This is a genomic window from Streptomyces sp. 2114.4 (assembly GCF_900187385.1).
Lineage (GTDB): Bacteria > Actinomycetota > Actinomycetes > Streptomycetales > Streptomycetaceae > Streptomyces > Streptomyces mooreae.
In genome coordinates, this window is record NZ_FYEY01000001.1 from 5703289 (window position 1) to 5717173 (window position 13885).

At 70.3% G+C, this 13885-nt stretch carries 12 protein-coding genes; 9 read left to right on the forward strand and 3 right to left on the reverse strand.

Translation table 11 applies throughout. From position 1 onward, the window contains the following. Window positions 1-79 precede the first annotated feature (79 nt). The 5 genes from CFW40_RS25225 to CFW40_RS25245 all read left to right on the forward strand — a co-directional run bounded on the left by CFW40_RS25225 (window position 80) and on the right by CFW40_RS25245 (window position 6706). Window positions 80-1831, forward strand: coding sequence for an ABC transporter substrate-binding protein (locus tag CFW40_RS25225; RefSeq protein WP_088800177.1), 1752 nt, complete (start codon window positions 80-82; stop codon window positions 1829-1831). Between the two features lie 79 nt (window positions 1832-1910). After that, on the forward strand, window positions 1911-2921 hold the full coding sequence (locus CFW40_RS25230) for an ABC transporter permease (protein WP_088800178.1): 1011 nt from the start codon (window positions 1911-1913) through the stop codon (window positions 2919-2921). Further along, on the forward strand, window positions 2918-4024 hold the full coding sequence (locus tag CFW40_RS25235) for an ABC transporter ATP-binding protein (protein ID WP_088800179.1): 1107 nt from the start codon (window positions 2918-2920) through the stop codon (window positions 4022-4024). The genes CFW40_RS25230 and CFW40_RS25235 overlap by 4 nt, the downstream gene beginning before the upstream one ends. Further along, window positions 4021-5169 carry an ABC transporter ATP-binding protein gene (locus tag CFW40_RS25240; protein ID WP_088800180.1) on the forward strand — a complete coding sequence of 383 codons (1149 nt, stop codon included), beginning with the start codon at window positions 4021-4023 and terminating at the stop codon, window positions 5167-5169. The genes CFW40_RS25235 and CFW40_RS25240 overlap by 4 nt, the downstream gene beginning before the upstream one ends. A 127-nt stretch (window positions 5170-5296) precedes the next feature. Further along, window positions 5297-6706, forward strand: a complete 1410-nt coding sequence (locus CFW40_RS25245; protein WP_088800181.1) for a M1 family metallopeptidase — start codon at window positions 5297-5299, stop codon at window positions 6704-6706. A gap of 48 nt (window positions 6707-6754) precedes the next feature. Here CFW40_RS25245 and CFW40_RS25250 read toward each other — a convergent pair whose 3' ends face one another. Continuing rightward, complete coding sequence (locus tag CFW40_RS25250) at window positions 6755-7390, reverse strand: trimeric intracellular cation channel family protein (protein ID WP_176956392.1); 636 nt, start codon at window positions 7388-7390, stop codon at window positions 6755-6757. A 96-nt stretch (window positions 7391-7486) separates the two neighbouring features. On the opposite strand from CFW40_RS25250, the gene CFW40_RS25255 reads away from it, so the two are divergent. Then, on the forward strand, window positions 7487-8335 hold the full coding sequence (locus CFW40_RS25255; RefSeq protein WP_088800183.1) for a thioesterase family protein: 849 nt from the start codon (window positions 7487-7489) through the stop codon (window positions 8333-8335). Between the two features lie 227 nt (window positions 8336-8562). Continuing rightward, the gene (locus tag CFW40_RS25260; protein ID WP_088800184.1) at window positions 8563-9732 is read left to right on the forward strand and encodes a cysteine desulfurase family protein; all 1170 of its coding nucleotides are present in this window, start codon (window positions 8563-8565) and stop codon (window positions 9730-9732) included. On the opposite strand, the gene CFW40_RS25265 is transcribed toward CFW40_RS25260, so the two are convergent. Next, window positions 9729-10523, reverse strand: a complete 795-nt coding sequence (locus tag CFW40_RS25265) for an N-acetylmuramoyl-L-alanine amidase (RefSeq protein WP_088800185.1) — start codon at window positions 10521-10523, stop codon at window positions 9729-9731. The genes CFW40_RS25260 and CFW40_RS25265 overlap by 4 nt on opposite strands. A gap of 45 nt (window positions 10524-10568) precedes the next feature. On the opposite strand from CFW40_RS25265, the gene mnmA reads away from it, so the two are divergent. Continuing rightward, the gene (gene mnmA, locus CFW40_RS25270) at window positions 10569-11699 is read left to right on the forward strand and encodes a tRNA 2-thiouridine(34) synthase MnmA (protein ID WP_088800186.1); all 1131 of its coding nucleotides are present in this window, start codon (window positions 10569-10571) and stop codon (window positions 11697-11699) included. A 152-nt stretch (window positions 11700-11851) separates the two neighbouring features. Here the strand turns inward: mnmA and CFW40_RS25275 are convergent, their stop codons facing one another. Then, window positions 11852-12640: a DUF4232 domain-containing protein gene (locus CFW40_RS25275; RefSeq protein WP_088800187.1), complete on the reverse strand. Its 789-nt coding sequence runs from the start codon at window positions 12638-12640 to the stop codon at window positions 11852-11854. A gap of 410 nt (window positions 12641-13050) precedes the next feature. Here CFW40_RS25275 and CFW40_RS25280 point away from each other — a divergent pair, with 410 nt between their 5' ends. Beyond that, entirely contained in the window at window positions 13051-13767 is a 717-nt protein-coding gene (locus CFW40_RS25280; protein ID WP_256331731.1) for a VC0807 family protein, read from the forward strand. Window positions 13768-13885: the final 118 nt, after the last annotated feature.

Here is a 13885-nt window from a genome sequence, read left to right on the forward strand (position 1 = left end):
CAACTGCACCACTGCGTTTCCGCGTTACTGCGTTTTGAGGTTTGACCTTTCTCGACGAACGAAGGGGACACCGACCATCATGCGAAGGTCAGTTCCGGTCGCGGCTGTCGCGGCCATCACCAGTGCGGGCCTTTTGCTGGCCGGCTGCAGCGGGGGCAAGGGCTCCTCGGAAGGCTCGGGCGAGGCGAACGCCGCCACCAAGGGCATCGTCAACGCCTCGGACGCGAAGGGCGGCACGGTCACCTACGCGATCAGCGACGCCCCCGAGTCGTTCGACCCGGGCAACACCTACTACGCCTTCATCTACAACTTCAGCCGGCTCTACGCGCGCCCGCTGACCACCTTCAAGCCGGGCCCCGGCGCCAAGGGCAACGAGCTGACCCCGGACCTCGCCGAGTCGATGGGCAAGCCCAGTGACGGCGGCAAGACCTGGACGTACAAGCTCCGCAAGGGCGTCAAGTACGACGACGGCTCCACGGTCACCTCGCAGGACGTCAAGTACGCCGTCGAGCGCAGCAACTTCGCGCGTGACACCCTCTCGCTGGGCCCGAACTACTTCCAGCAGTTCCTCAAGGACAACGACGGCGGCTACAAGGGTCCCTACAAGGACAAGAGCAAGGCCGGTCTGAAGTCCATCGAGACCCCGGACGACCAGACGATCGTCTTCCACCTCAAGCGGCCGTTCGCCGAGTTCGACTACCTGGTGAGCGCCCCGCAGACCGCCCCGGTCCCGCAGGCCAAGGACAAGGGCGCGGACTACACCAAGTCCGTGCTGTCCACCGGCTCGTACAAGTTCGAGAGCTACCAGGAGGGCAAGAAGCTCACCCTGGTCCGCAACCCGCAGTGGTCCGCGAAGACGGACCCGCTGCGCAAGCAGCTGCCGGACAAGATCGTCCTGAACCTGAAGGTCGCCCAGTCGACCATCGACAAGGACCTCCAGTCCGGAAACACCCTGGTGGACCTGGCCGGCCGCGGTGTCGACGGGCAGACACAGGCCCAGCTCCTGACGGACCCCAAGGAGAAGGGCAACACCGACAACACCCTGGGGCAGCGCCTCGTCTACACGGCGCTGAACACCAAGGTGAAGCCGTTCGACAACATCGAGTGCCGCAAGGCCGTCGAGTACGCCATCGACAAGAAGGCCGTACAGACCTCCCTCGGCGGCCCGATCCGCGGTGAGCTGGCCTCCACGGTCCTGCCGACCGACATCGACGGCTACCAGAAGTACGACCTGTACCCGCAGAAGTACGACGGCGACAAGCTGGACCTGGCCGAGGCCAAGAAGCACTGGGCGAAGTGCGGCGCCGGCAAGACCACGACCACGATCCTGGCCCGCAACGACCGCCAGGACGAGGTCGACGCGGCCACCTCGGTCATCGACTCGCTGAAGAAGATCGGCGTCACCGCCAAGATCCAGTCGTACCCGACCAGCAAGTACTTCTCGGACTACGCCGGTGTGCCGAAGTTCAACAAGAAGAACAACGTCGGCCTGATCATGATGCAGTGGGGCTCGGACTTCCCGACCGGCTACGGCTACCTGCAGCAGATCCTGAACGGCAAGGCGATCAGCCAGTCCGGTAACACCAACCTCTCGGAGCTGGACGACCCGGAGATCAACAAGCTGCTCGACTCCGCCATCGCCAACACCGACAAGGCGGCCCGCGAGAAGGCGTACGCCGAGATCGACAAGAAGACGATGGAGCAGGCGGCGATCGTTCCGCTCACCTACTTCAAGGTCCTGATGTACCGCTCGCCCAAGGCCACCAACCTGGTGTCCACCTCGGCCTTCAGCGGTCAGTACGACTACCTCAACGTCGGCGTCAAGAAGTAGCAGCCCTGGAAGGCAGGTGAAGGCATTGGTGTCCGCGGGCCGGTGGTGAACCGGCCCGCGGCGCCGACGCCGCATCCCCGTGTTCTCGTACATCATCCGCAGGTTGATCAGCGCAGTGGTCCTGCTGCTGATCGTCAGCGCGGTCACTTTCGGCATCTTCTTCCTGCTGCCGAAACTGGCCGGGCAGAGCACCGACCAGCTTGCCCAGCAGTACATCGGAAAGGCCCCCACGCCCGCGGACATCGCCGCGGTCAAGAAGAATCTCGGCCTGGACAAGCCCGTGTACGAGCAGTACTGGGACTTCCTCAAGGGCATTTTCGTCGGCGTCGACTACAAATTCGGTCCGGAAGCGGCCAAGTGCCATGTGCCGTGCTTCGGTTACTCCTTCAAAACCCATATCGAGGTCTGGCCGGAGATCCAGAACCGGCTTCCGGTGACGCTCTCGCTGGCCGCCGGCGCGGCCGTGCTGTGGGTCGTCTCCGGCGTCGCCACCGGTGTGCTCTCCGCGCTGCGCCCCGGCTCGGTCTTCGACCGGATGGCCATGGGCGTCGCGCTGGCCGGCGTCTCCCTCCCGATGTTCTTCACGGGAGCCCTGGCCCTGGCCCTGTTCACCTACCAGTGGCCGATCTTCGAGCGCAGCGACTACATCTATCTCACGGACGATCCGTTCGGATGGGCCCGGACCCTGGTTCTGCCCTGGGTCACCCTGGCCTTCCTCTACTCCGCGCTCTACGCCCGGCTCACCCGGGCGGGCATGCTGGAGACGCTGAGCGAGGACTACATCCGTACGGCCCGCGCCAAGGGCCTGCGCGAGCGCAAGGTGGTCGTCCGGCACGGCCTGCGGGCCGCGCTCACCCCGATCATCACGGTCTTCGGCATGGACCTGGGCCTGCTGCTCGGCGGTGCGCTGATCACCGAACAGGTCTTCTCGCTCAAGGGGGTCGGCGCCTTCGCCGTCGAGGCGATCAACGCCAACGACCTCCCGAACATCCTCGGCGTCACCCTGCTCGCCGCGTTCTTCATTGTCATGTGCAACCTGGTGGTGGACGTTCTGTACGCCGCCGTCGACCCGCGGGTGAGGCTCTCGTGACCGACTCCTCCGAGGACAAGACCGAGGCCGCCGTGGGCGAACCCACCGCGGCAGGCGTCCGGCCCCCCTCCGCCTTCCTCGAAGTGCGGGACCTGAAGGTGCACTTCAACACCGACGACGGGATCGTGAAGTCGGTCGACGGCCTGAACTTCACCCTGGAGAAGGGCAAGACGCTCGGCATCGTCGGCGAGTCCGGCTCCGGCAAGTCCGTGACCTCCCTCGCCGTGATGGGCCTGCACCGCGCCTCGCGCCAGCAGCGCAGCAAGCTGAACATGTCCGGCGAGATCTGGCTGGACGGCAAGGAGCTGGTCTCCGCCGAGCCGGACGAGGTGCGCCGCCTGCGCGGCCGCGAGATGGCGATGATCTTCCAGGACCCGCTGTCCGCGCTGCATCCCTTCTACTCGGTCGGCAGCCAGATCGTGGAGGCCTACCGCGTCCACAACGACGTGGACAAGAAGACCGCGCGCAAGCGGGCGATCGAGATGCTCGACCGGGTCGGCATCCCGCAGCCCGACAAGCGGGTGGACGACCATCCGCACCAGTTCTCCGGCGGTATGCGCCAGCGCGCCATGATCGCGATGGCGCTGGTCAACAACCCGGAGCTGCTGATCGCGGACGAGCCCACCACCGCCCTGGACGTCACCGTCCAGGCGCAGATCCTGGACCTGATCCGCGATCTGCAGAAGGAGTTCGGCTCGGCGGTCATCATCATCACCCACGACCTCGGGGTGGTCGCCGAACTCGCCGACGACCTCCTGGTGATGTACGGCGGACGGTGCGTCGAGCGCGGCCCGGCCGAGAAGGTCTTCTACGAGCCCCAGCACCCCTACACCTGGGGGCTGCTCGGCTCCATGCCGCGCATCGACCGTGACCAGACGGACCGGCTGATCCCGGTGAAGGGCTCCCCGCCCAGCCTGATCAACGTCCCGTCCGGCTGCGCCTTCAACCCCCGTTGCCCGTACGCGGACGTGCCCAAGGACAACCTCACCCGCACGGTCCGCCCCGAACTGCGCGAGGCCGGCGGCGGGCACTTCTCCGCCTGCCACATGTCGCAGGAGGAGCGGGAGCGTATCTGGACCGAAGAGATTGCGCCGAAGCTGTGACCGAGACGACTGACGACCAGAACAAGAAGATTCCGCTCCAGAAGACGGCGGACACCCCCGCGGAGCCTGCCGCGGAGACCGCCTCCGACGACGGGCCGCTGCTGCGGGTCCGGGGTCTGGTCCGGCACTTCCCGATCACCAAGGGCCTGCTCAAACGGCAGGTCGGGGCGGTGCAGGCGGTCGACGGCATCGACTTCGACGTCCGTCCCGGGGAGACCCTGGGCGTCGTCGGCGAGTCCGGCTGCGGCAAGTCGACGATGGGCCGGCTGATCACCCGGCTCGACGAGCCGACCGGCGGCTCCATCGAGTTCCAGGGCCAGGACATCACCCACCTGTCCCCGGGCCGGCTGCGGCCGATGCGCCGGGACGTCCAGATGATCTTCCAGGACCCGTACGGTTCGCTGAACCCGCGGCACACCATCGGCGGGATCGTCTCCACCCCCTTCCGCCTCCAGGGCGTCGAGCCCGAGGGCGGGGTGAAGAAGGAGGTGCAGCGGCTGCTGGAGCTGGTGGGCCTGAGCCCGGAGCACTACAACCGCTATCCGCACGAGTTCTCCGGCGGCCAGCGGCAGCGCATCGGCATCGCCCGCGCGCTGGCGCTCAAGCCCAAGCTGGTGGTCGCCGACGAGCCGGTCTCCGCGCTCGATGTCTCGATCCAGGCGCAGGTCGTCAACCTCATGGACGACCTGCAGGAGGAGCTGGGCCTGACCTACGTCATCATCGCCCACGACCTCTCGGTCATCCGGCACGTGTCGGACCGGATCGCGGTGATGTACCTCGGCAAGATCGTGGAGCTGGCGGACCGCAAGGGGCTCTACGAGTCGCCGATGCACCCGTACACCAAGGCCCTGCTGTCCGCGGTACCGGTGCCCGACCCCAAGCGGCGCACCCAGCGCGACCGCATCCTGCTCAAGGGTGATGTGCCCTCGCCGATCAACCCGCCCTCCGGCTGCCGGTTCCGCACCCGCTGCTGGAAGGCGACCGAGGTGTGCGCCACCACCGAGCCGCCGCTGGTCGCGCTGCGCACGGGGCACCAGGTGGCCTGCCACCACCCGGAGAACGCCGAGAACGCTGAGAACGCCGAGGACACAGCGGTCGCAGCGGACACAGCAGGCTCAAAGGACACCGGACCGGCGGGCGGTTAGGCCGCAACCGGCAAGTAACACTTGGGACTTGGCAAAGTCCTGGGCGCAAAGCGGCGGGAGAGTGCAGAGTCAGCACGGTTGTTCGATCTTGAGGCGAACTTCATCCGTGTGTCCGAAGGGATGGCTCATGGCACTCTCCCGTTCCGCACGTCGCACCTCCCGCTGGCTCGCACTGGCCACCGCGGTGGCCTCGGCCGCCACCATCGCCGCCGCACCCGCCGCGTCCCCCGGTGCCCCCGGCATCGGTGACCCGTACTTCCCCCAGCTGGGCAACGGCGGCTTCGACGCCCTGCACTACGACCTCGGCGTCAGCTACCACCCCGGCAGCGGCCGCCTCGACGGCCGCACCACGCTCACCGCGAGGGCCACCCAGAACCTCTCCGCCTTCGACCTGGACCTGCAGAAGCTGACGGTCGATTCGGTCCGGGTGAACGGCCGGCGGGCGCACTTCACCAGATCCGGCGACGAGATATCCGTACGCCCCGACTTCCCGCTGCGCCGCGGCAAGAAGTTCACCGTCACCCTCGCCTACCACGGCGTCCCCCAGGCGCTGAGCGGTCCGATCGTCTTCGGCTCCGACTACGGCTGGATGAAGACCAAGGACGGCGTCTTCGTCGCCTGTGAGCCGAACGCCGCCTCGACGTGGTTCCCCTCCAGCGACCACCCCGACGACAAGGCGACCTACGACATCCGCATCGACGCCCCCAAGGGCCTGACCGGTGTCTCCAACGGGCGTCTGATCAGCTCCGGCCAGGCGCACGGCCGCTCGTACGCCCACTGGCGCGAGAGCCGCCCGATGGCGACGTACCTGGCCACCGCCACCATCGGCAAGTTCGACGTCCGTACCGGCACCACCCCCGGCGGCACGCCCGTCTACGTCGCCATCGACCCGACCCTGCCCACCGGCACCATCGATGTCTACAAGGTCACCGCCGAGGTCACCGACTACTGGTCGAAGGTCTTCGGCCCCTACCCCTTCGAGGAGACCGGGGCGATCGTCGACGACATGCCGCAGGCCGGCTTCTCGCTGGAAGTGCAGTCCAAGCCCGCCTACTCGGCCGTGCGCAGCGAGGGGACCATCGTCCACGAGGTGGCGCACCAGTGGTTCGGTGACTCGGTCTCCGTCAAGCAGTGGAAGGACATCTGGCTCAACGAGGGCTTCGCCAGCTATGCGCAGTGGCTGTGGACCGAGCACCGCGGCACTTTGAGTGCCCATGACGCCTTCCGCAAGGCGTACGACGCCCGGCCGGCGAGCGATGCCTTCTGGAAGGTGAAGGTCGCCGATCCGCAGCGGGACACCATGTTCGCCCAGGCGGTCTACTCCCGGGGAGCGATGACGCTGCAGGCGCTGCGCGAGCGGATCGGGGACCGGGCGTTCTTCAAGCTGCTGCCGGCCTGGACCTCCGCGCACCGCTACGGCAACGCCAACACCGCCCAGTTCATCGCGCTCGCCGAGAAGATCTCCGGGCAGCAGCTCGACGACCTCTTCACCACCTGGCTGAAGACGGACAGCAAGCCGGCGCCGCCGGCGAACTGAGCACCGGCCGCCGCGGTCAGCCGGCGAACTGAGCACCGGCCACCGCGGTCAGCCGGAGTGCTGCTGCCCGCGCCGGTCGCGTAGCTGCTGTGGCCGCGGCAGGTGCAGTCCGAGGTAGACCGCGCCCATCCGCAGCGCGAACACCACCCCCGCCGAGATCGCCGCGGCGGGGGTGGCCCCGGTGCCGAGGCGGTACAGCAGGAGGTAGCAGCAGGCGCCGGCCAGCGCGGCGATCGCATAGACGTCCTCCCGCAGCAGCAGCGGCGGGAACTCCCCGCACAGCACATCGCGGATGACCTCGCCGGCGACCCCGGTCAGGACCGCCAGGATGATCACGGCGAGCGGGGTGGCGCCCGCATCGATCGCGGCACGGGCCCCGATCACCGTGACCACGGACAGCCCGATCGCGTCGACCACCAGCAGTGATTTGTGCGGCAGCTGCCAGAACCGCAGATAGATCATGGTGCCGACGCCGACACAGATGATCACGGTCAGCAGCACCCAGTCGTGCGTCCAGTACAGCGGCCGCCGGTCGAGGATGACATCGCGCAGCGTGCCGCCGGAGATCGACGCGGCGAAGGCGAGCACCAGACCGCCGAAGGGGTCCATATTGGCGCGATAGGCGGCCAGCACCCCGCTCGCGGCGAAGGCGGCCACACCGACCAGGTAGAGGACGTGAAGCATGGCGCTCATCATCGCAGGCGCGGAAGGAATGCTTCCGTTCGAGGCCGTTAAAACTGACACTACCGGTCGGTAACCATCCGGTGTAGCGTGCAACCCATGGCTCTGGTGAACCGAGGCAACAGCGAGTTCGACCGCGATACGGCGGTCACCCGCCGCGCCCCCGGCGTCTATGACGCCCACCTCTCCGCCGGCTGGACGATCATCCAGGCGGTCAACGGCGGCTACCTCCTCGCCCTCATGGGCCGCGCCCTGGGCGACGCCCTCCCGCACCCCGACCCGCTCTCCGTCACCGCGCACTACCTGACGGCCTCGGTCCCCGGCCCCGCCGTGATCCGTACCGAGGTGGTCCGCAGCGGCCGCACGATGTCGACCGGCACCGCCAGCCTCGTGCAGTTCGCGGAGGACGGCAGCGAGGTCGAGCGGCTGCGGGTACTCGCCGCGTACGGCGACCTCGACGCGCTGCCCGACGACGTCCGCACCACCGCCAAGCCGCCGGCCATCCCGCCGTACGAGCACTGCCTGGGGGCCGACAGTGCCCCCGGGGGCCGCCCCGTCATCTCCGGCAGCACCGCCATCACCGAACGGCTCGCGCTCCGCCTGGACCCGGCGACCGCGGGCTGGGCCGTCGGTGCCCCCTCCGGCAAGGGCGAGATGCGCGCCTGGTTCGGCCTCGCCGACGGCCGCGAGCCCGACCCGCTCTCCCTCCTGCTGACCGTCGACGCCCTGCCGCCCACCGCCTTCGAGATGGGGCTGTCCGGCTGGGTGCCCACCGTCGAGCTGACCGCCCACATCCGCCGGCGCCCGGCGCCCGGTCCGCTGCGGGTCGCCATCACCACCCGCAATCTGGCGGGCGGTTTCCTGGAGGAGGACGCGGAGGTCTGGGACTTCGAGGACCGACTGGTCGCCCAGTCACGGCAGTTGGCGCGGGCGGTGCTGCAGGAGTAGCGGCGTGGGCGGGCCTGCCGCCCGCCGGGAGACGGGGCCGCGGCAAACGGCGCCGGTAAACGGGGGCCGCGGCAAACGGCGCCGGCAAACGGGAGCCACCGGCCCCGCGCACCGCTCGCGCCAGGCCGGTACCGGACGTCCGGCGGCATCCCGGCGCCCCGCCGCTCCCGCGCGCTGCGCATGCGCCCCCGGAGCCCGCCGGGACGGCTCGTAGAATCGTGCGCACCATGGTTTACCTCGACCACGCCGCCACCACCCCGATGCTTCCCGAGGCGGTGCAGGCGATGACCGCCCAGCTGACCGTCACCGGCAATGCGTCCTCGCTGCACGCCGACGGCCGGCGGGCCCGGCGTACCGTCGAGGAGGCGCGCGAGTCCCTTGCCGTCTCGCTCGGCGCGCGCCCCAGCGAGATCGTCTTCACCGCCGGCGGCACCGAGGCCGACAACCTCGCGGTCAAGGGCCTGTACTGGGCGCGCCGGGCCGCCGATCCGGCCCGTACGCGCGTCCTCGCCAGCCCCGTCGAGCACCATGCGGTCCTCGACGCCGTGGAATGGCTCGCCGAGCACGAAGGCGCCCGCGTCGAATGGCTGCCGGTCGACACCTACGGGCGGGTGCACGCCGGGGCGCTGCGCGAGGCCATCGCCCGCAACCCCGCAGACGTCGCGCTCGCCACGGTCATGTGGGCCAACAACGAGATCGGCACCGTCCAGCCGGTCCGCGAACTGGCCGAGACCGCCGCGGAGTTCGAGATCCCGCTGCATGCGGACGCGGTGCAGGCGTTCGGCCAGCTGGAGGTCGACTTCGCCGCCTCCGGGCTCGCCGCGATGACGGTCTCCGGCCACAAGATCGGCGGACCGTACGGCATCGGCGCGCTGCTGCTCGGCCGTGAGTACGCCCCGGTGCCGGTGCTGCACGGCGGCGGCCAGGAGCGGCACGTACGCTCCGGCACCCTCGACACCCCCGCCATCGCCGCCTTCGCCGCGGCCGGCCGGTACGCCGTCGCGCACCGCGAGGACTTCGCCCGCGACATCGGGGCGCTGCGCGACGACCTGATCAAGGCCGTACGCGCCGCCGCCCCCGATGCCGTCCTCGGCGGCGACCCGGACCCCGCGGGCCGCCTCCCGGCCAATGCCCACTTCTCCTTCCCCGGCTGCGAGGGCGACTCCCTGCTGCTCCTCCTGGACGCCCAGGGCATCGCCTGCTCCACGGGCTCCGCCTGCACCGCCGGCGTCGCCCAGCCCAGCCACGTCCTGCTGGCCACCGGCATGTCCCCGGAGCTCGCCCGCGGCACCCTGCGGTTCTCGCTCGGCCACACCTCCACCGCTCAGGACGTGGCGGCGCTGGCGCAGGCCATCGGCCCGGTGGTGGAACGGGCGCGGAGCGCGGGGCTGAGTTAGGGGGTCTGTGCGGGCGGGGCCGGGCCAGGGGCCTGCGCGGGCGGGGCTGAGCCGGCGGGCTTGAGACGAGGGCGCAGCTCGGCCCGTACGAGCCCCAGATACCGGTCCCAGTCCCAGTGCTTCCCCGGATCCGTGTGATCCGTCCCCGGTACCTCCCCGTGCCCCACGATGTGCTCCCGGTCGGCCGGGAAGCCGTAGCGCCGGCATATCCCGGCCGTCAGCCGCGCCGACGACGCGTACATGGCAGCCGTGAACGACTCCGGCCGGTCCACGTACCCCTCGTGCTCGATCCCGACGCTCCGCTCGTTGTAGCCGCGGTTCCCCGCATGGAACGCCACATCCAGCTCGCGGACCGTCTGCGCGACATGCCCGTCCTTCCGGATCACGTAATGGGCGGCGGCCTCGTGAAACGGGTTCCGGAAGACATCCAGCGCGGTCGCATAGCTGCCCTGGACGACATGGATGACCACCCGGTCGATCCCGTAGTCCGCCGGCCGGTCGGCCCGCCGGTAGTTCTCCGGGGACGCCGCGACCCACTGCGCGCCCCGGAAGTCCACCGCGCCCGCCGTGCGCGGCTTCTCGTTCCACGGCAGCCGCCACCACCAGCGCGCCGGCTCACCGCCCGCCACGAGCGCCGCGACCCCGGCGGCCACCGCACCGCCGCCCCCGATCCACAACGCCCGTCGCCGGGTGAGGCCGGGCCCGGCCTTCAGGCCTTCGCGCTGCTCACCGCCGCTTTCGCCGGTGCTTTCCGCGCCGCTGTCCCCGTCCCTTTTCCCCATGCGCTCCATAACGCTTTCGGGCCGGTCGGCGGTTCCGTCTACCCTGGACACGCTATGACTGATGACGCACCCCGCCGCCTCCGCGTACTCGCCGCCATGTCCGGCGGTGTCGACTCCGCCGTTGCCGCGGCCCGCGCCGCCGAGGCAGGCCATGACGTGACGGGCGTGCATCTCGCGCTCTCCGAGAACCCGAAGTCGTTCCGCACCGGCGCCCGGGGCTGCTGCACGATCGAGGATTCGCACGATGCCCGCCGCGCCGCCGACGTCATCGGCATCCCCTTCTACGTCTGGGACCTCGCCGAACGCTTCCGTGCGGACGTCGTCGACGACTTCATCGCCGAGTACGAGGCCGGGCGCACCCCGAACCCCTGCCTGCGCTGCAACGAGAAGATCAAGTTCGCCGCGCTCCTGGACAAGGCCCTGGCGCTGGGCTTCGACGCCGTCTGCACCGGCCACTACGCCACGGTCGTCCTGCGCGAGGACGGCACCCGCGAGCTGCACCGCGCCTCCGACATGGCCAAGGACCAGTCCTACGTCCTCGGCGTCCTCGACGACCGTCAGCTGGCGCACGCCATGTTCCCGCTCGGCGACACCCTCACCACCAAGGCCGAGATCCGTGAAGAGGCCGCCCGCCGCGGCCTGTTCGTCGCCAAGAAGCCGGACAGCCACGACATCTGCTTCATCGCCGACGGCGACACCCAGGGCTTCCTCGCCAAGCGGCTCGGCACGGCTCCCGGCGACATCGTCGACGAGGCCGGTGCGGTCCTGGGCACCCACGAGGGCGCGTACGGCTTCACGATCGGCCAGCGCAAGGGCCTGCGCATCGGCCACCCGGCCCCCGACGGCAAGCCGCGCTACGTCCTCGACATCTCCCCGGTCGACAACACCGTCACGGTCGGCCCGGCCGACTCCCTCGACGTCACGGCCCTGACCGCGATCCGCCCCCGCTGGTGCGGCCGCCCGCCGACGGCCGGCCCCGCCCCGTACACCGCCCAGCTCCGTGCCCACGGCGGCGAGAGTGAGGTCACGGCGGAGGTGGTGGACGGCACCGAGCTCCGGGTGACCTTCACGGAGCCCGTCCGCGGCGTGGCGCCCGGCCAAGCGATCGTCCTCTACGACGGCAGCAGGGTGGTCGGCTCGGCCACCATCGCCACTACGGAGCGACGGGTGCGGACGGGGGCCTGAGGGCTCTCCTGTCATCCCCGGCGGCACATCCCGGCGGCGATGCGGAAAGTCCGCTGTCCGGGTGGAGTTGCACCGGGGCAGCGGACTTTCTCGGCTCTGTGCCGGCCGGGGGCCTCGCCGGGCGGAGAGCGGTCAGAGGCGGTGCCGGGTGGTCAGCCGATGGGGTTGACGAAGGTGCCCGGGTGGGTGGCGCTCCGCTGGTCGACGAGGGTGCCCCAGGGCCACTTCACGGTCAGCGAGGTGGTCTCGTTGGGCGGGGTGACGTCGGCGAAGGCGGGCTGGTAGAAGCCGGTCTCTTCCTTGGTCATGGCGAGGTTGAGCGTGAAGTCGGTGCTGTCCCCGGGCTGCAGGGTGATCGAGCTGAACTTCTTCGACGAGCGGGCCAGCGACCAGCGCTCGCCGCCGTTCTCGGACTTGAGGTCCACGCCGGGGAAGCCGCCGATCTTGCAGGCGCTGCTGCCCTTGTTGGTCAGGACGATGCTGGTGGTCGTCCCGCCGCTCGCTTTCGGGTCCGGGGCCGCGTCTTCGCCCGTGGCGAATGCCGCCTTCAGGCCGGAAGTGTGGCAGCGCTGGACGCCCGAGGCCGCCCCGCCACCGCCCCCGGCGTGCGCGCCGCCCGACTTCTTGGCCGCGGCGTCCGCCTTGGTGCCGGAGCCGGCCTTGGTGCCGGAGCCCGCCTGGGCGCCCGAGCCCTGAGCACCGGAGCCCTGGGCACCGGAGCCCTGGGCACCGGAGTCCTGGGCACCGGAGTCCTGCGCTCCGGTGGAGCCCGCGCCGCCGGTGACGGCGGCGCCCGCGTCGGTGCGGCCGGCGGGCTTCGCGGCGGTGGCGTCCGCGCCGGAGCAGGCGGTCAGGGTGAGGCCGGCGGCCGCGGTCAGGGCCGCGGCGGCAAGGCGCAGGGTGCGGCGGCGAGCGGTGCGGACGGTGGCGCTGGAGCTCATGACGGGTCCCCCAGGACGGTCGGTGTCGTTGTTTCCTCGGTACGTCACCCACTCTGCTCGGGGCCGCTATTGCCGGCCTGCCGCGGCGCTAACGTCCGGCTAACACCGGTGTGCGCAGCGGACGGACGCTCAGAAGCATCCGAAGAGCCAGGCGTGGCCGGCTGGTTCGCCGCCCACAACTGACAAATGTCATGGGGAAGTGAGGACAGTCGAAACTGTTGCGGTGCCCGGCCCTGCCCGAAGCTGAAGACGTCGAAGGAAGTCGCCGTTCAGAGAGCAATGTGGGGGAGTCCGTGCACCGGAGCCAGAGCGAGAGCGAGAGCCGGCGCCCGAGCCGGGACCAGGCCCGGGAGCAGACCAGGGAGCAGGGGCAGGGGCAGGTCGCGGACGGTGTGACGCCGAATCCGCTCGTGCAGAGCCTGCTGCCGCTGGTCCTGGATGTGGGGATTCCGCTGGCGTCGTACTACGTCCTGCGCAACGGTTTCGGGCTCGGTGAGGTCGCGGCGCTGGGCTGGAGCAGCGTGGTGCCGGCGTTGCGTACGGTCTGGGGCCTGATGCGGGGCACGGGCGTCAACGGCCTTGCGCTGCTGATCCTTGTCGTCAACGCCGTGGGCCTGGCGCTGAGCACGATGACCGGTGATCCGCGGCTGATGCTTGCCAAGGACGGCGGAGTGAGCAGCGTCATCGGCATAGCGATGATCGTCTCCGTGTTCACGGGGAAGCCCCTGATGACCGCCGGCCTCAAGCCGTTCGTGACGAAGGGGAGCGCGGCGAAGAACGCGGCCTGGGACCGGCTGTTGGCCGGGTCCGCGCGCTTCCGGCGGGCGGAGCGAAGGTTCTCGCTGATATGGGGGACCACGCTGCTGACCGAGTGTGTGGCGCGGGTGATCGGCGCCTACACCGTCCCGGTGCACACGATGGTCTGGCTGGGGACGGTGCTGACGGTGGTCGCCATCCTGCTGGCGATGGTCGTCGCGGGCGGCAGCTGCGCCGAGCCGATGGAGAAGATGGTCCGGGCCGAGGCGGAGCGCGTCGGTGGCCGCCAGGACGGTCGAGCGCCGGCGGACGGGGCGGGCGCGGCTGCCGCTGTGCCGGTCGTCACCGTGCCGGCCGGCACCGGAAGCTGAAGCGCACAGGGGCCCCGCGGCCGGGCGCCGACCCGAGCCCCGAGCCAAGACCGCAAGACCGCAAGACCGGACGTTCCCGATGGAGCGGGCTGTCGGTGCCGTCACGGGGCGGATCACC